Source organism: Frankia sp. AgB32, assembly GCF_023243045.1.
Classification (GTDB): Bacteria; Actinomycetota; Actinomycetes; order Frankiales; family Frankiaceae; genus Frankia.
In genome coordinates this window covers 20,058-37,013 of record NZ_JALKFX010000006.1, presented here as the reverse complement: position 1 = coordinate 37,013, position 16,956 = coordinate 20,058, and the positions used below count along the sequence as shown (strand labels likewise).

Below are 16,956 nucleotides of genomic sequence, written 5' to 3'. Positions count from 1 at the left end.
CGGTCGGCAGCGCAGCGGACCCCTTTACACGGGCAAACCGGACACCGAGCCCCATCGGGCATCAATCAGAAGCGCGCCCGGTCCCGCCGAGGGGCAGCCAGACCCTTGATCGCTACTCCCCGCAGCGAGGCTGCGTGGCTGAGGAGCTTTGTGGTCGCTTGGTACAGACAAAACGGGCGCCGAACCCTACAGAACGACAATCGTGGTCCTTCTGAATCGCGGCGGTCCCTGATTATCGTCGCTTACCGTGACCTCCGAGCCCCCCGGCCGGCCGGGGGCGGCGGCGGGCGGCAGGGAGCCAGCCGCGGCGGTCGCGGGCACGCCGAACACCGAGCCCCAGCAACCAGCTGCCTGCCAACCCGGCCAGAGCACATGCAGAGACGACTCGCCCACCAGCAAGATCGCCCGGACACGAGCTAGCCGGCGACGGGAGCCATCAGCGCGGTGATCTGACTGCGGACCCAGGCGGTGACGTCGGCGGCGGTGGGGTCGTCGGCGAGCGAGGTGAACAGGACGGGGCGGTCGCCGCGGGCTACGGCGGCGTCGCGGGCCATCACGCCGAGGTCGGCGCCGACGAGGGGGGCCAGATCGGTCTTGTTGATGACGAGCAGGTCGCTGCTGGTCACGCCGGGGCCGCCCTTGCGGGGGACCTTGTCACCGCCGGCGACGTCGACGACGAAGATCTGCCGGTCGATGAGGCCGTAGCTGAACGTCGCGGTGAGATTGTCGCCGCCGGACTCGACGAGCACGAGGTCGAGCGGGCCGGTCTCGGCCTCCAGGTCCTCGACGGTGTCGAGGTTGGCGGTGATGTCGTCGCGGATCGCCGTGTGCGGGCAGCAGCCCGTCTCCACCGCGCGGATGCGGCCCGGGTCGAGGACGCCCGCGCGGCGCAGGAAGTCGGCGTCCTCGGTGGTGTAGATGTCGTTGGTCACGACGCCGAGGCGCAGGCTCGACGACAGCGACCGGCACAGCGCCGCGACCAGCGCCGTCTTGCCACTGCCGACGGGACCGCCGATCCCGATCCGCGGCGCCCGCCCGAGCGGCGCCACCGGCCCGCCGCCTGTCCCGCCGCCGGCGAGGTGCTGGGCATCGTTGAGGTCGTGACCGAGGTGCATCGGGGCTCGCTCTCCATCGCGTCGTGGTGGTCCCGGCACGGCGGCCGGGGTCCCCGAGGCGCCAGCGGCGGCGGTGACGGACGGGGTGGTTCGGGAACGGCGTGGTGCGGCGCGGGATGGCTCGGGGCGGTGTGGTCCGGGCTCGGACGGCGGGATCAGGCCGCGTGCAGGGCGGGCTCGGGGAGGCCGAGCTGGGCGCGGTCGAGGAAGGCGCCGGGCATCGCGGCGAGGTCGGGCGCGGACGGCGCGGCGCCGGAGCGCACCAGCAGGTCGCCGAGGGAGGCGATCATCACGCCGTTGTCGGTGCAGCGGCGCCGGGCCGGGATGCGCAGCCGGATGCCGGCGTCGGCGCAGCGCTGCGCGGCGAGTTCGCGCAGCCGGCTGTTCGCCGCGACGCCGCCGACGACGAGCAGGTCGTCGATGGCGTGGTCGCGACACGCCCGGATCGCCTTGGCGGTCAGCACGTCGACGACCGCCTCCTGGAACGAGGCGATCACATCGCCGGGCGGGATGGTCGTGTCGGGATGCGCCTCGGCCCAGCGGGCGACCGCGGTCTTCAGACCCGAGAAGGAGAACGTGTACGCCGCGTCGGTGCGCCCGGTCAGCGGGCGGGGGAACGCCAGCGCCGTCCGGTCGTGGCCGACGGCCTCGCGGTCCACCGCCGGGCCGCCGGGGTAGGGCAGGCCGAGGACCCGGGCGACCTTGTCGAAGCACTCGCCGGCGGCGTCGTCGAGGGTGTCGCCGAGGTGCACGATCGGGTCACGGGCGAGATCACCGACGCGCAGCAGTGAGGTGTGCCCACCGGAGACGATCAGCGCGATCAGCGGGTCGGGCAGCGGCTCGCCGTCGACGAGGTCGGCGGCGAGGTGGCCGGCGAGGTGGTGCACGCCGTAGAGCGGAACGCCGAGGGCGGTGGCGTACGCCTTGGCCGCCGCCACCCCGACGTGCAGGGCGGTGGCGAGGCCCGGACCGGCGGTCACGGCGATCGCGCCGATGTCGGCGGCGCGCAGCCCGGCGGACGCCAGCGCCGAGCGCACGCAGGGCACGAGGGCCTGCACATGGGCCCGCGCGGCGATCTCCGGCACCACCCCGCCGTAGCGGGCGTGCTGGTCCATGCTGGTCGACAGCGCCTCGCCGAGCAGCTCGCCGTCGCGGACGAGCGCGACCCCGGTCTCGTCGCAGGACGTCTCGATGCCCATGACGACCGGGCCCGTCACCATCGGGCCGTGCTGCGCCGGCATCCCCGCGCCCTCCTCATCCGGCGAGCGTCCGCTGCGCCCGTCCCCAGTCCGTCGGTGACCGGCCGTCCGACCCGCCCCGCGCCGAGTGACGGGCGGGCGCGCCCGCAACGGCCACACCGGTTCCGAGACTACGCCGGTCGGGGCCTCGCCCCGCGCCGCGGATCGCCGCCTCCACCTGCGCCGTTCGCACTCGCCGGGATCAGCGCAGGCCAGCGCCGCCCACGTCGTCGGCGACGGAGTCCGAGGACGCGGCGAACGGCGGGTCCGAGGCCTCCAGGGCGTCCGTGCAGGTGCGGCACAGGCCGGTGAGGGCCGCATGATCGGCCTGTAGGCGGAAGCCGACGGTGGCGGCGAGGCGTTCGGCGACGGCGTCGAGCAGGTCACCGGGGACGTCCTCGATCCGGCCGCAGGCCCGGCAGCGGACGTGCAGGTGCGCGCCGCCGGTCAGGCTGGCGGCGATGTGGTAGACCACCGGGCCGTGCGCCGGATGGACGTGGGTGAGCAGGCCGAGGTCGCCGAGGGTCTCCACCGCCCGGTAGATCGTGGTCCGGTGCAGGCCGGGGACGATCACCTCGGCGCGGGCGAGGACGTCCTCGACGCAGAGGTGTTCGCTGGTCTCGGCCAGCACGCGCAGCACGGCGCGCCGCGCCGGGGTCACCCGCTCGCCGCGCGCCCGCAGCCGCGCGATCCCGGCCGCGGCGAGCTCCGGCCCCACGGCGCGCGGCTCGTCCACGACATCCACCTCCTGACCGTGTGCCCTGACCGTGTGCCCTGACCGTGTGCCCTGACCGTGTGCCCTGACCGTGTGCCCTGACAACGTCCCCCTGACAACGTGCCCTGACAACGTGCCGATCCGCCGCGGCGCTCCCGCGGGGCGGACGGGCCGGGCGCTCGCGTGGTGAACGCCCGGTTGCGTGATGTGACCTGATCGTGATCTGCCCCGGTCATGCCGGGGCACGATTCTGTTGTGGCACAGTGTCCGGCATGGCCGTGCTCCCCATCCGCACCGTCGGCGATCCCGTGCTGCGCACTCCGGCCACCCTGGTCACGCAGTTCGACGCGGCACTGGCCCGGCTGGTCGCGGACATGATCGACACGATGTACGCCGCGCCCGGCGTCGGGCTCGCCGCGCCGCAGATCGGCGTCGGGCTGCGGGTGTTCGTGTTCGACGTCGACTACGACCCGCATGACCGCGCCGTGCCCCGGGTGCCCCTGGTGGTGGTCAACCCGATTCTGACCATCGTGGACGACGGCGAGTCGCAGCACGGCGGCGAGGGCTGCCTGTCCGTCCCCGGCCTGCACTACCCGACGTCACGGGCGATGCGGGCCGTCGTGCGTGGCGTGGATGCCGTCGGCGAGCCCGTCGAGTACGCCGGCGAGGGACTGCGGGCCCGCTGCTTCCAGCACGAGGTCGACCACCTCGACGGCACGCTCTTCCTCCAGCGGCTCACCGGCGAGGCCCGCACCGCCGCCGTGCGGGCGCTGCGTGAGCAGCCGCCGGCGACACCGCGGGTGACCGGCACCGAACGAACCGGCGCCGGCGCCCACCCGCTGCGCCGTACCGGCGGATGACCCGCGGCCCGCGCCGCGCCGGCGACGATCCCGGCGCCCGGACGGCGAGCTGCGCGGGTGTGTCGCCTCCGGCTGGGAACTCATGACATCCTTCCCCTCCTGGGGTGGGATTGCTTCTGGGGTGGGACGAGGTTCTCGGGTGGCACGAGATTCTCGGGTGGGACGACGTTCTCGGGTGGGCCGACGACGGTGAGTGGGGAGTGACGCGGTGACCGACATCTCCGGCGGGCCGTACAAGCGGCCGTTCCGGTTCAACATCCAGTGTTCCTCGCCGGAGCGGGTCGACCCGCGGTCGTGGGCCGAGCTTGCCCGCCAGGTCGAGGACCTGGGCTACGCGACGCTCACCGTCTCCGACCATCTCGACGAGCAGGTCGCCCCGATCGCCGCGCTGATGGCCGCCGCCGACGCGACGACCAGCCTGCGCATCGGCGCCATGGTCTTCAGCAACGACTACCGCCATCCCGTCGTGCTCGCGAAGGAGGCCGCGACGCTCGACGCGCTCTCCGGCGGCCGCTTCGAACTCGGCCTCGGCGCCGGCTGGATGACGTCGGACTACCAGCGCGCCGGGCTGACGCTCGACCCGCCCGGCGTGCGCATCGCCCGCCTCGCCGAGTCCCTCGCCGTCATCAAGGGCATGTTCGCCGACGCCCCGCTGCACCACAGCGGCGAGTTCTACCAGGTCAACGGCCTGAACGGGACACCCAAGCCGGTGCAGCGCCCGCACCCGCCGATCGTCATCGGCGGCGGCGGCCGCCGGCTGCTGTCCCTGGCCGCGCGCGAGGCCGACATCATCGGGCTGAACATGAACATGGCCGGTGGCGTCATCGACGCCTCCCTCGGCCCGAACGCCACCGTCGCCGCGACCGAGGAGAAGGTCGGCTGGATCCGCGACGCCGCCGGCGCCCGCTGGGACGACCTGACCCTGCAGGTCCGCATCCACCTGGCGATCGTCACCGACGACCGGCACGCCATCATCGAGCAGCTCGCCGCCGGGTTCGGGCTGACGCCGGAGCAGGCGTCGGCCACTCCGCACGCGCTGTGCGGATCCGTCGAGGAGATCTGCGATGATCTCATCGAGCGCCGCGAGCGGTTCGGCATCAGCACGGTCGGCCTCGGCCTGGACGCGCTGACCGACCTGGCCCCCGTCGTCGCCCGGCTCGCCGGCACCTAGCCGGACGGCGCCGGCGCCCGCCCGTCCCTCGTTTCACATCGTCAAGGAGCCATCGTGGTCGAGCACATGAAGTGGTGGGGCTGGGGCCGGGAGAGCGTCTCGTTCACCCACAACGACAAGCCCAAGCTCGCGCCGTTCGTGCGCACCCACATCGGGCTCGACATCACCCGCCCGCCGGCGCAGGCGCCGGCGTTCGCCGACCTGACGGTCGACCCGCCGAAGCTCCCCGAGGGCCTGCGCGCCGCGCTGGTCGACGCCGTCGGCGCCGAACACGTCAACATCGACGCGCTCGACCGGGTGGTCCACACCTACGGCAAGAGCCTGCGTGACCTGGTCCGGCTCCGTAACCAGGACTTCGGCCGGCTCCCCGACGCCGTCGTCTACCCGGCGGACGAGGAGGCGGTGCGCGCCGTGCTCGCCGCGGCGCTCGCGGCCGACGCGGTCGTCATCCCGTTCGGCGGCGGGTCGAACATCGCCGGCAGCCTCGAGGCCTCGCGCGGCGAGACCCGGCCGGTGATCTCCGTCGACCTGGGTCGGCTCGACCGGGTGCTGGAGATCGACGCCGACGCCCGGCTGGCCCGCATCCAGGCCGGCGCGCTCGGCCCGCACCTGGAGGAGCAGCTCAACGCCCAGGGCTGGACGCTCGGCCACTTCCCGGACAGCTTCAGCCACTCCACCCTCGGCGGCTGGATCGCCACCCGCTCGTCCGGCATGCAGTCGGACAAGTACGGCGACATCGCCGAGATCACCCGGGCGGTCCGGGTCGTCACCCCCGCCGGGGTGCTCGCCACCAGGCCGGTCCCGAGCCAGTCGACCGGACCGAGCGTGCGGGAGATGATCCTCGGCAGCGAGGGCCGGCTCGGCATCATCACCGAGGCCACCGTGCAGGTCCACCGGGTGCCCGAGGAGCGCGTCATCCTCGGCTACTTCTTCCCGACCTGGGACGACGGCCTGCTCGCCATGCGGGAGATCGCCGAGAGCGAGGCGACGGTGTCGGTCACCCGCGTCTCCGACGCGAACGAGACCCAGTTCTCCCTCGCGACCAGCAAGAAGGGCTCGCCGACCAACCAGCTGCTCTCCGCCGGCCTCAAGCAGTACCTGCGCCGCGTCCGCAAGTTCGACCTGGAAAAGATGTGCCTGTCGTTCATCGGTTTCGAGGGCACCGCCGGCCACGTGCGCACCCAGCGCAAGCTCGTCGGGGAGATCGTCAGCCGGCACGGCGGGCTCTGCGTCGGCACCGGCCCCGGCCAGCTCTACGACCAGAAGAAGTTCGACACCCCCTACATCCGTGACTTCCTGCTCGGCCAGGGCGCGGTCGCGGACGTGTCGGAGACCTCGACGTCCTGGTCGCAGCTCGCGCCGCTCTACCGGGGCGTGGTCGCCCGGGCGAACAAGGCGTTCGCCGAGCTCGGCGTGCAGGGCTGGATCATGTGCCACCTGTCGCACTCGTACCACTCCGGCGCCTGCCTGTACTTCACGTTCGCCTACTCCGCGCCGATCACGCTGGACGCGATCGAGGGGTACGACACGGTGAAGTCCGCGATCCAGCAGGGCTTCATCGACCTCGACGGCACCCTGTCGCACCACCACGCCGTCGGCCTGGAGCACGCCGGCTGGCTCGCCGAGGACATCTCCCCGGCCGGCGTCACCCTGATGACCGCCCTGTTCGACGGCATCGACCCCGGCCACAACCTCAACCCCGGCAAGATCATCCCTTCGGGGCCGGTCTCGGCCGAAGCCACCCCGGCCTCGGCGGTCGAGGCCACCCCGGCCGCGGCGGCCAGGCCGGACGCCGGCTAGGCGGGCGGTGCGGACGATCCTCGTGGTCGGGATCGGCGCGGGCGATCCCGACCAGCTCACCCTGCAGGCCGTGCGGGCGCTCGGCCGCGCGGAGGTCTTCTTCACCCTCGACAAGGGCGAGGCCGCCGCTGACCTGGTCGCGCTGCGGCGCGAGATCCTGGACCGCCATCTCGGCGACGGCGGCTACCGGCTCGTCGAGGCCGCCGACCCTCGCCGTGACCGCAGGCCCGCGGACACCGCCGCCTACGACGCGGCCGTCGACGACTGGCACGCGCGGCGCGCCGAGCTCTACGAGCGGATGATCGTCGACGAGCTGCCGGACGAGGGCTGTGGCGCGTTCCTGGTCTGGGGCGACCCGTCGCTCTACGACAGCACGCTGCGGATCCTCGACCGGGTCACCGCCCGCGACCAGGCGGCGTTCGACCTGGAGGTCATCCCCGGTATCACCAGTGTGCAGGCGCTGGCCGCCCGCCACCGCCTGGTCCTCAACCGCGTCGGCGGCCCGGTCACCATCACCACCGGCCGCCGCCTCGCCGCCGAGGGCTTCCCGGCGGGCGTCGACGACGCCGTGGTCATGCTCGACGCCGGCACCGCCTTCCGTGACCTCGACGAGCCCGATCTCGACATCTACTGGGGCGCCTACCTCGGCACCGATGACGAGATGCTCATCCACGGCCGCGGCGCCGACGTCGGCGACGCCATCGCCCGCACCCGCGCCGACGCCCGGCGCCGCAAGGGCTGGATCATGGACATCTACCTGCTGCGCCGCGCCAGGCGGTAGGTGAACCGGCGCCGGACCCGCGTGGAGACGGGACGGCACTCCAGCGTTGCCCGGCCGGTCTCGGCATTGTCTCCGCTGCCGTTCGAGTACCGCGGTCACCGACCGCATGGCCAGATCTGACCGTTTGGTCCGATATCTGCGTGACAGAGGGACCACGAAGACGTACGGGTCTGATCGCCTAGGTCGGCACCGACCACGCACGGTCATCCCAGCCGCCCGGCGGTGGCCCACGAACCCCCGCACGCCTGCGGACAGCACGCCGGCCGTCAGTTCTGCTCAGGTCAGACAGGCCGGGCCGGCGCGGCCGCCTGGCGAAGCGGGTTCTCGATCGTGGTGGCGACGGATGCGGCGACCTCGCGGTAGTGGTCGAGGACGGCGGGCTGCGGGTTGGCGGTGTGGACGACGCCCTCGGGGCGGGGCCAGCGCGGCGGGGCGTGGCCGCCGGCGCGGGCGAGGACGGTCGCGGCCTGGCGGGCCGCGCCGTTGGCGACGTACTCGGCGGGTGGGGGGACGGCGACGGGGACGCCGAGCAGCGCGGGCGCGAGCTGCTGGACGGCATGGGACCGAGCGCCGCCACCGATGAGGGCCACCCCGGCGATGGGCACGCCCTGCGCGCGCAGGGCGTCGGCGCAGCCCGCCATCAGGCACAGCACGCCTTCCACGGCGGCGCGAGCGAGGTTCGCCGGGGTCATCGACGCCGGGGTGAGGCCGTGCAGGGAGCCGGTGGCGGTGGGCAGGTTCGGGGTGCGCTCGCCCTCGAGGTAGGGCACGAACACCAGGCCCGCGGCGCCCGGCGGCGCGGTCAGGGCGAGCCGGCTGAGCTCGTCGTGGTCGACGCCGAGCAGCGTGCGCGCCGCGTCGAGCACCCGGCTGGCGTTGAGGGTGCAGGCCAGCGGCAGGTGGTGGCCCGTGGCGTCGGCGAAGCCGGCCACCAGGCCCGTCGCGTCGCGGGTGGCGACGGGGGAGCGGACGGTCACGACGCCGGAGGTGCCGAGGGACACCGCGGCCTCGCCGAGCCCGAGGCCCAGCCCCAGTGCCGCCGCCGCGTTGTCGCCGCAGCCCGGCCCGAGGACGAGATGCCCCCAGCCCAGCGCACCGTCGCCGCGGCCGACCGCCTCGTCGCCGGCCGCGACGACCGGTAGGACGAGGCCCTCGACGTCGCCAGGTCCGCGCCGCAGGGCCAGCGCGAGCAGGTCGCGGCGGTAGACGTCGGCGCTGGCGTCGAAGTAGCCGGTGCCGGAGGCGTCGGAACGGTCGGTTCGCAGCGTGTCCAGCGACCGGGCACCGGACAGCCGCCACGTCAGCCAGTCGTGCGGCAGCGCGATCGCGGCGATGCGGGCCGCCGCGTCGGGTTCGTGGTCGGCGAGCCAGCGCAGCTTCGTGACGGTGAACGAGGCGACTGGAACCGAGCCGACCGCGTCCGCCCAGCGCTTCGCCCCCCGCGTGCCCTCACCGTCGCCGAGCTCGACGACGAGGTCGGCCGCCGCCTGGGCGGACCGGGTGTCGTTCCACAGCAGCGCCGGCCGGATGACCCGGCCGTCGCGGTCCAGCGCAACAAGACCGTGCTGCTGGGCGCCGACGGACACGGCCTCGACGTCGTCGAGGCCACCCGCCCGCTCGACGGCGGCGAGCAACGCCGTCCACCAGCGTTCGGGGTCGACCTCAGTGCCGTCGGGATGCGGCGCGGCACCCTGGCGGACGAGCACGCCGGACTCGGCGTCCCGGATGACGACCTTGCACGACTGGGTGGACGAGTCGATGCCCCCGACGAGCGCCACGACGTCGGCCGGCTCAGCCGGTCGGGCGGCCCGCAGCCGCGCCCGGCGTGGGAGAGCCGATGAGGTGCTCGGTCGCGAGCTGCTGCAACCGGACGAAGCCGAAGTCCCGCTCGGCGGCCTTCACCGGGTCGAAGCCGTCGTCGGTGGCGAGCAGGTCCGCCGCCGTCTCACCGGCGGCGAGGGTCGGCTCGGCCAGCTCGAACACGCCGGCGTAGGCCATCGCCTCCTGGACGTTCGGGTCCGCGCGGAACGCCGCCGCCTTCTCGGCGAGCAGCAGGTAGGTGGACATGCAGGCCCGGGCCGACGCCCAGACGCCGGTCATCCCCTCCGTGCGCGACGGCTTGTAGTCGAAGTGGCGCGGGCCGGTGTAGCGGGGGGCATCCGGGTAGCCGGGGAAGCCGTTCTCGAGCAGGTCGACGGTGAAGAACGCCGAGACCAGATCGCCGTGCCCGAAGACGAGGTCCTGATCGTACTTCAGGCCCCGCTGGCCGTTGAGGTCGAGGTGGAACAGCTTCCCGCTCCACAGCGCCTGGCCGAGGGCGTGCGTGTAGTTGACGTTGGCCATCTGCTCGTGGCCGGTCTCCGGGTTGAGCCCGACGATGTCGCCGTGGTCGAGCTCGGCGATCAGCGCCAGCGCGTGCCCGACGGTGGGCAGGAAGATGTCGCCGCGCGGCTCGTTCGGCTTCGGTTCGAGCGCGATCCGCAGGTCGTAGCCCTGACTCTTGATGTAGCCGGCGACGGTGTCCAGGCCTTCCCGGTAGCGCTCCAGCGCCGCGTAGACGTCCTTCGACCCGTCGTACTCGCTGCCCTCGCGCCCGCCCCACATCACGAAGGTCGTCGCGCCGAGCCGCGCGGCGAGGTCGACCGCGCGCAGCACCTTGCGCAGACCGAACCGGCGCACCCCGCGGTCGTTCGACGTCAGGCCGCCGTCCTTGAACACCGGATGGGTGAAGGTGTTCGTGGTGACCATCTCGATGACCAGGCCAGAGGCGTCGGTCGCCGCCTTGAGCCGGCGCTCCGCCGCCGCGGCGGTGGCCTCGTCGGCGTCGAAGGGGAACAGGTCGTTGTCGTGCAGGGTGATGCCCCAGGCGCCGATCTCGGCCAGCTTGGCGGCGTACTCCCACGGGTCCAGCGCCGTGCGGGTCGGCAGGCCGAACGGGTCGGCGCCGAGCCAGCCGACCGTCCACAGCCCGAAGGAGAACCTGTCCGCGGGGGTGGGCTGTCGGGACATCACCGCTCCTGACGTGGTCGCTCGTGACGTGGTCGCTCGTGACGTGGTCGGGCGGCCGACGACTTAAGTATCGCCGTAAAACATAAGCCGGGGTGGCGGTAGCGTCAACGTGTGTCTTCGGAACTGTCCGGATCTCGTCCGCGTACGGCGTCCGTCGCGGCCGAGGCGGTAGGCAGCGCCCGGCGGGCGGGCGCGGCGCGGCAGGCCACCCTGCGGGAGAGCAACCTCGCGCTGGTCGCCCGTACCGTCGCCGCCGCGGCGCCGACGCACTACTCGCGGGCCGACGTCGCCGCGGCGACGTCGATGACGAGGGCCACGGCGTCCCGTCTCGTCGACGAACTCGTCGCCGGCGGCGTCGTGGACGAGCTGGACCGCCCCGCCCCCCGCCGCGGCCGTCCCGCGACACCGCTGACCCTGGGTTCCCGGATCGCGGCGCTGGGCCTGCAGATCGACGCCGGATTCCTGGCCGCCAGGGTGGTCAACCTGCGCGGCGAGGTTCTCGCCGAGTGGGTCGAGCGCGTCGATGTGGCCGCGCTCGGGCCGCTGACGGCGCTGCGTCGGCTCGACGCCGGTGGTGGCGACGTGCTGCGCCGGCTGCCACCCGGGACCGGCCTGGTCGGCGCACGGCTCGCCCTGCCCGGCATTGTCGCCGTGGCCGACGGGCTGCTGCTGCGGGCACCGAACCTCGGCTGGTCCGATGTCCGCCCGGCCGACGTCCTCGACACGGGCACGTTCGCGGACCTGACGCTGACGATCGGCAACGAGGCCGATCTGGCCGCGCGCACCGTCGCCGAGCGGGCCCCGGGCCAGCCCGGGGCGCTGCCGGACTTCATCTACCTGTCCGGTGAGATCGGCATCGGCGGCGCCGTCGTGCGCGACGGCACGGTCATCACCGGCCCGCACGGCTGGGCCGGCGAGATCGGCCATGTCTGCGTCGATCCGAACGGCCCGAGCTGCCCCTGCGGCTCGACCGGCTGCCTGGAGCGCTACGCCGGCCGGCACACGCTGCTCGCCGCCGCCGGCCTGCCCGCCACCGCACACCCCGAGCTGCTGCGCGATCGCGTCCGCGCCGGCGACCCCACCGCGGGTCACGCCGTCGCCGCGGCCGCCCGGGCCCTGGGCGTCGCGCTGGCCAGCGTGATCAACATGTTCGACGTCCCCACCGTCGTCCTCGGCGGTCACCTGGGCCAGATCGCCGACCTGCTGTGCGCGGACCTCGACGAGGCCCTGCGCACCCGCGTGCTGTCCGCCCGCTGGGTCATGCCGAAGATCATCGCGGCCGGGCCGGGCGCCGCCCCCGGCGCCTCGGGCGCCTCGGGCGCCGCCTTCGCCGAGCTGGCCACCGTGATCGCCGACCCGGCCCGCTGGACCAGCCGCGCCACCGACGTTCTCCCACCGGGCCGCGAGGAGAGCACCGGCGTCCACCGCGACCGGTGACCGGACGGCATCACGTGGTGGTACGTCGTCGGTAAGATCGGTGAAGTCGAGCTTCGCCGGGTGGGCGGGCGTGGGGAGCGCGGGTGTCGGAGGTCGGGGGCACGGCCAAGGAGCGGTCGCTTCGGCTTCTTGACTATCTGGTCGCGCTCGCGGGCCAGCTCTCCGGCAGGCCGCGGCGGCAACTGTCGGACCATGAGCCGCCGCTGATCCAGCCGCTCGACGTGCCGGACAGCCCCGCGGTGGCGCTCGGCGGGACGCCGTCGCGGCCGTTCTGGCTGCGGGTGGCCAAGGTCGCCGACCCGCGGCCGCCGACGCTGCCCGTCGCGCTGGCGCGCCATCTCGTCGGCGTGCCGGTCGGGGTGACCACGCCGCCGTCGCTGCCCGTCGACCTCGACGACAGGTGCGAGCGGGTCGGGGACGCTCCCGGCGAGCTGCGCGCGCGGCACGCCGACTGGGTCGAGCGGCACTGGGCGCCCTGGGCCGAGGCGGCGCGGGTCACGATGGCCGCGCGTCAGCTCTACCAGCAGCTCTACGATCTGCGCCTGCGCCTGGCCCGCGACAACGCGACGCACGAGCTGGTGTGGGGCCACGGGGTGCTGTCGTGGCTCACGGGCGGCCAGGCCGTGGAGCATCCCCTCGTCATCACCCGGGTCTCGATCGAGATGGACGCGGACAGCGGCGTGCTGACCGTCGTGCCGGACGGTCTGCCGGAGCTGGAGACCGCACCGCTGGACGACCTCGGGCTGTCCGCGATGGAGGAGCTCACGGCGCTGCGGGACCGGGTGCGCGCCAGCCCGCCGGACCCGTGGGACGGCGAGGGCCTGGCGGAGCTCTACGCCCAGGCCGTCGCCCCGCTCGGGCTCGACGCCGTCGTCGCGCCGGGCGACCACATCCCGCCGCCGGCGCAGCGCGCGGTGCTAGTGGACACCTGGGCGCTGTTCGTCCGCCCGCGGCCGGCGATGTTCCCCCGCTTCTATGCCGAACTGCGCGAGGTCCTGGCCGAGCGCGACTTCCTGCCCGACGCGTTCGCGACGATCGCCGACGACAGCTCCGACGCCGACACCGTTGGCGACCATATGCCCGCGGCGGTCGGCATGCCCGCGGCGGTCGGCGCGGCCCCGCCGGCCGGGGTGGTGGCCGACCTGCTCGGCGAGCGCCTGCTGCTGCCGTTGGCGAGCAACGAGGAGCAGGAACGCATCGCGGTGCAGCTGAGCCGCGCCCGCGGGGTCACCGTCCAGGGCCCGCCGGGCACCGGCAAGAGCCACACCATCGCGAACCTGGTCAGCCACCTCGTCGCCCACGGCCAGCGGGTGCTCGTGACGGCGCACAACGAGCAGGCCCTGGCCGTCCTGCGCGACAAGATCCCCGCCGAGCTGCGGGACCTGTCCGTCGCCGTCCTCGGCGGGAGCTCCGCGTCGCTCACCCAGCTGCACGCGTCCGTTCAGATGATCATGGAGGCGGTCGCTGGCGTCGACGTAGGCGCCGAACGGGCGGCGCTGGCCGGGCTGGTCCGCCAGCTCGACGCGGCCCGCGCGGAGCAGCGCCAGCTCGAACGACGGCTGCTCGAGCTGCTCGCCGACGAGGGCGCGGAGTTCACCCTCCCGGACGGGCGGGCGAAGGCGGCCCAGGTGGCCGACTGGCTGGCGCGCCACGAGCAGGACCACAACCGGATCCCGGACCCGCTGCGCGAGGACCAGATCGCGCCGCTGACCGTCGCCGAGCTCGACGAGCTGACCCGCCTCGCCGCCAGCCTCGCCGGCGACGCCGAGGCGGCGCGCCGCGACCTGCCGGAACCCGCGCGGCTGCCCTCGCCGGCCGAGCTCGCCCAGAGCCTGCGTGAACTCGACGAACTGCGCGACGACCTGGCGGACCTCGAGGCCCGGGGCGTCGGGTTCGCCGGCGTGGACCAGCTCGGCCCGGTGGCGCTGGCCGACCTCGCCGTCGCCGTGCGAACCGCGGCGCGGCGCGTCGAGTCCCTCGCGGAACCATGGCTGGACAGTGTGCGCACGCAGATCGCGCGGTCGGAGTCGCTCGCGGCGCTCTGGCGGGAGCAGACGGACGCGCTCGACGCCGCCAGCGCCGAGATCATCGACCTGCGCCGGCAGACCTTCGGCCGCGACGTCGACATTCCCGCCGGCGACCATCGCGTGCAGAGCCAGTTCCTCGACGACCTGGGCGACCGCTTCGCCGCCGGACGGGGCCTGCCCCGGCTCGGTGCCAGGGACCTGCGGGCCTTCCACGGCGCGGTCCGCGTCGACGGGCTCGACCTGCGCACGAGCACGGACGTCGACGTCGTCCGGGCGAAACTGCGGGAACGGGTCCGGACCGCCGCGGTCGCCCGGCAGAGCCAGGACCTGGCCGAGCAGGCCGGCGCGCCGCCGCTGCCCGGCGACTCGGCCGCCTTCCTGCCGCTGTTGGGGGAGCGGGTGGCCCGGCTGCGCGACGCGCTGCGCTGGGAGACCGCCGACGGCCCGGCGCTGGCCGCCCGCCTGCGGGCGCTGCTCGCGACCTTCCCCGCCCGCCCCACCAGCGCGGACCTGACCGAGGCGGCCGCCGTTCTCGACGCCGCCGCGGCACGCGAACGGGAGCGTCGCCTCACGGCCTCGCTCGACGAAGTACTCGGATACCTGGTCATCGGACGGCGCAGCCCGGCAGCGAGCCACCTGTGGGATGCCCTGCGCGATGCGGGGGAGCGGCGCGACATCGCCGCCTGGGCCGCCGCCCGCGATGAGGCCGCCCGCCTCGCCGGACTGCGCCCCGCCCTGCTGCGCCGCGACGCGCTGGCCGCCCAGCTCGCCACCCAGGCCCCGCTGTGGGCCGCCGCGATCATCGAGAGCGCCGCGGCACCGGCGGTGCGCGGCGAGGCCGTCGACCTGCCACGGCTGTGGTGCTGGCGGCAGGCCCAGACCTGGCTCACCGCCCTGCACGGCCGCGGCGACGTCGGCGTCCTGCAGCGGCGTCTCGACGAGGCTGGCAGCCGGGTCGGCGCCCTGGTGGTGGAGATCGCCGCCCGGTCGGCCCGGCTCGGCATGAAGGTCAACCTGCGCGAGGAGCAGCGCCGGGCGCTGATGGGCTGGCTGCAGTCACTGGCCCGCATCGGCAAGGGCACCGGCAGGTTCGCCCGCCGCTGGGAGGCCGAGGCCCGCAGCCAGATGCCGACGGCGATGGGCGCCGTGCCGATCTGGATCATGCCGATCCACCGGGTGCTGCAGAGCTTCGACCCGCGCCGCACCGACCTGTTCGACGTCGTCATCGTCGACGAGTCCAGCCAGTGCGACGTGCTGTCGCTCGGGGTCCTCGCGCTCGGCCGCAAGGTCGTCGTCGTCGGCGACGACAGGCAGATCAGCCCCGCCGCCGTCGGCGTCGAACGCACACGAGTCTTCCAGCTGATCGAGGCGCACCTGCCCGGCTTCGCGCAGCGCTCCCTTCTCGACCTGGAGGCGAGCCTCTACGACACCGCCACCAGGGTGTTCCCCGACGTGGTCCTGCTGCGTGAGCACTTCCGCTGCGTGCCGGACATCATCGAGTTCTCCAACCGCTTCTACGACGGCCGGATCCTGCCCGTCCGCGAGGAACGCGACCGCGGCATCGGCGCGTCCGTCCGGCCCGTCCTGGTGCCCACGGGCGTGCGGACCAGCGGACAGTACGGCGACACCAACGAACCCGAGGCGGCGGCGCTGGTCGAGCAGCTGGTCGCGTGCTGCCGGGACCCGGCCTACGACGGCCTGACATTCGGCGTGGTGACGCTGCTCGGCGCCGGCCAGGGCCGGCTGATCGAACAACGCCTGCTCGACAGGCTGGGCAGCGACGGCTTCGAGCGCCGCCGGCTGCGCGTCGGCGACGCCTACAACTTCCAGGGCGACGAACGCGACGTCATCTTCCTGTCCGTCGTCGCCGACGACGCGCGCTACGCGGCGGTCAAGCGGCTCGACCAGCAGCGCATCAACGTCGCGGCCAGCCGGGCCCGCGACCAGCTCTGGATCTTCCACTCGGTGGATCCCGGCATTCTGCATCCCGACGACATCCGCGGCCAGCTGCTCGTCTACGCCTACGGCGTGGACAACCCCCGGCAGCAGGTCACGTCGCTCGAGGAAAAATGCGACAGCGACTTCGAACGCCGGGTGCTGCGCGAACTGCTGTCCCGCGGCTACCGGGTCCGGCCGCAGCACCGGGTCGGACGATTCCGCATCGACCTCGTGGTCGAGAGCGACAGGGCCCGGCTGGCCGTGGAATGCGACGGCGACCAGTTCCACGGACCCGACCAGTGGGAATCCGACCTCCGCCGCCAACGGGTCCTGGAACGCCAGGGCTGGACGTTCTGGCGGGTACGCGGCTCGGCCTTCTACCGCCATCCCCAGACCGCACTCGCCTCCCTCTGGACCACCCTCGACGACCTCGGCATCCGACCGGTGGCGACTCTCCCCGCGACTGGTGATCCGTCCGAGGCGCATCTCGTGATGGCGAACCCCTCGCCGAGCGCGGCCTCCGGCGCATCCGCCGGAAGGCCAGCGAAGATGGGCGGGTTGGGCCTGGCAGCACCACCACCGGAGCGAAGAGAGCTCCCCGATGCCCACCATCTCGCCGAGTCACCGTGACCTGCTGGAGAACCACGCCACCGTAGCCCTCGCCACGGTCGGCTCCGATGGACAGCCGCAGGTCACCGCCATCTGGGCGCTGCTGGACGGCGACGTCGTCCGCACCTCCCTGACCAAGGCCCGGCAGAAACCTGGAGTCCTTCACCGGCCCGACGGAGGACCGCGTCGTGGTCACCCTGAACGCGACCCGCATCGTCGAAAACGGCTGAACCAGTTCGCCCACCGATGACAAGTA

The 16,956-nt window shown here is 73.9% G+C and carries 12 protein-coding genes; 7 read left to right on the top strand and 5 right to left on the bottom strand.

Features of this window, described 5'->3' with window-relative positions; genetic code table 11:
* Positions 1-416: 416 nt before the first annotated feature.
* The 3 genes from ureG to MXD60_RS03295 all read right to left on the bottom strand — a co-directional run bounded on the left by ureG (position 417) and on the right by MXD60_RS03295 (position 3,089).
* Positions 417-1,115, bottom strand: coding sequence for an urease accessory protein UreG (gene ureG, locus MXD60_RS03305; protein WP_248817440.1), 699 nt, complete (start codon positions 1,113-1,115; stop codon positions 417-419).
* Between the two features lie 155 nt (positions 1,116-1,270).
* Complete coding sequence (gene tsaD, locus MXD60_RS03300; RefSeq protein WP_248817439.1) at positions 1,271-2,356, bottom strand: tRNA (adenosine(37)-N6)-threonylcarbamoyltransferase complex transferase subunit TsaD; 1,086 nt, start codon at positions 2,354-2,356, stop codon at positions 1,271-1,273.
* 199 nt (positions 2,357-2,555) lie between these two features.
* Positions 2,556-3,089, bottom strand: coding sequence for a Fur family transcriptional regulator (locus tag MXD60_RS03295; RefSeq protein WP_248817438.1), 534 nt, complete (start codon positions 3,087-3,089; stop codon positions 2,556-2,558).
* Between the two features lie 251 nt (positions 3,090-3,340).
* On the opposite strand from MXD60_RS03295, the gene def reads away from it, so the two are divergent.
* The 4 genes from def to cobF all read left to right on the top strand — a co-directional run bounded on the left by def (position 3,341) and on the right by cobF (position 7,680).
* The gene (def, locus tag MXD60_RS03290; protein ID WP_248817437.1) at positions 3,341-3,928 is read left to right on the top strand and encodes a peptide deformylase; all 588 of its coding nucleotides are present in this window, start codon (positions 3,341-3,343) and stop codon (positions 3,926-3,928) included.
* A 208-nt stretch (positions 3,929-4,136) separates the two neighbouring features.
* Positions 4,137-5,099: an LLM class F420-dependent oxidoreductase gene (locus MXD60_RS03285; RefSeq protein WP_248817436.1), complete on the top strand. Its 963-nt coding sequence runs from the start codon at positions 4,137-4,139 to the stop codon at positions 5,097-5,099.
* Between the two features lie 54 nt (positions 5,100-5,153).
* A complete protein-coding gene (locus tag MXD60_RS03280) occupies positions 5,154-6,899 on the top strand; it encodes an FAD-binding oxidoreductase (protein ID WP_248817435.1) in 1,746 nt (581 codons plus the stop codon).
* Between the two features lie 7 nt (positions 6,900-6,906).
* Positions 6,907-7,680 (top strand): precorrin-6A synthase (deacetylating), encoded by a 774-nt coding sequence (gene cobF / locus MXD60_RS03275; RefSeq protein ID WP_248817434.1) that lies wholly within the window; start codon positions 6,907-6,909, stop codon positions 7,678-7,680.
* A 281-nt stretch (positions 7,681-7,961) separates the two neighbouring features.
* On the opposite strand, the gene MXD60_RS03270 is transcribed toward cobF, so the two are convergent.
* On the bottom strand, positions 7,962-9,458 hold the full coding sequence (locus MXD60_RS03270) for a xylulokinase (protein ID WP_248817433.1): 1,497 nt from the start codon (positions 9,456-9,458) through the stop codon (positions 7,962-7,964).
* A 13-nt stretch (positions 9,459-9,471) separates the two neighbouring features.
* A complete protein-coding gene (xylA, locus tag MXD60_RS03265) occupies positions 9,472-10,689 on the bottom strand; it encodes a xylose isomerase (protein WP_248817432.1) in 1,218 nt (405 codons plus the stop codon).
* Positions 10,690-10,800: 111 nt separating this feature from the next.
* Between xylA and MXD60_RS03260 the strand changes: the two genes are divergently transcribed.
* The 3 genes from MXD60_RS03260 to MXD60_RS03250 all read left to right on the top strand — a co-directional run bounded on the left by MXD60_RS03260 (position 10,801) and on the right by MXD60_RS03250 (position 16,950).
* On the top strand, positions 10,801-12,126 hold the full coding sequence (locus MXD60_RS03260; protein ID WP_248817431.1) for an ROK family protein: 1,326 nt from the start codon (positions 10,801-10,803) through the stop codon (positions 12,124-12,126).
* 83 nt (positions 12,127-12,209) lie between these two features.
* The gene (locus MXD60_RS03255) at positions 12,210-16,721 is read left to right on the top strand and encodes a PDDEXK-like endonuclease domain-containing protein (protein WP_248817430.1); all 4,512 of its coding nucleotides are present in this window, start codon (positions 12,210-12,212) and stop codon (positions 16,719-16,721) included.
* Positions 16,693-16,950 (top strand): pyridoxamine 5'-phosphate oxidase family protein, encoded by a 258-nt coding sequence (locus tag MXD60_RS03250; protein WP_248817429.1) that lies wholly within the window; start codon positions 16,693-16,695, stop codon positions 16,948-16,950. Before MXD60_RS03255 ends, MXD60_RS03250 begins: the two co-directional genes overlap by 29 nt.
* The last annotated feature ends 6 nt before the right edge of the window (positions 16,951-16,956 follow it).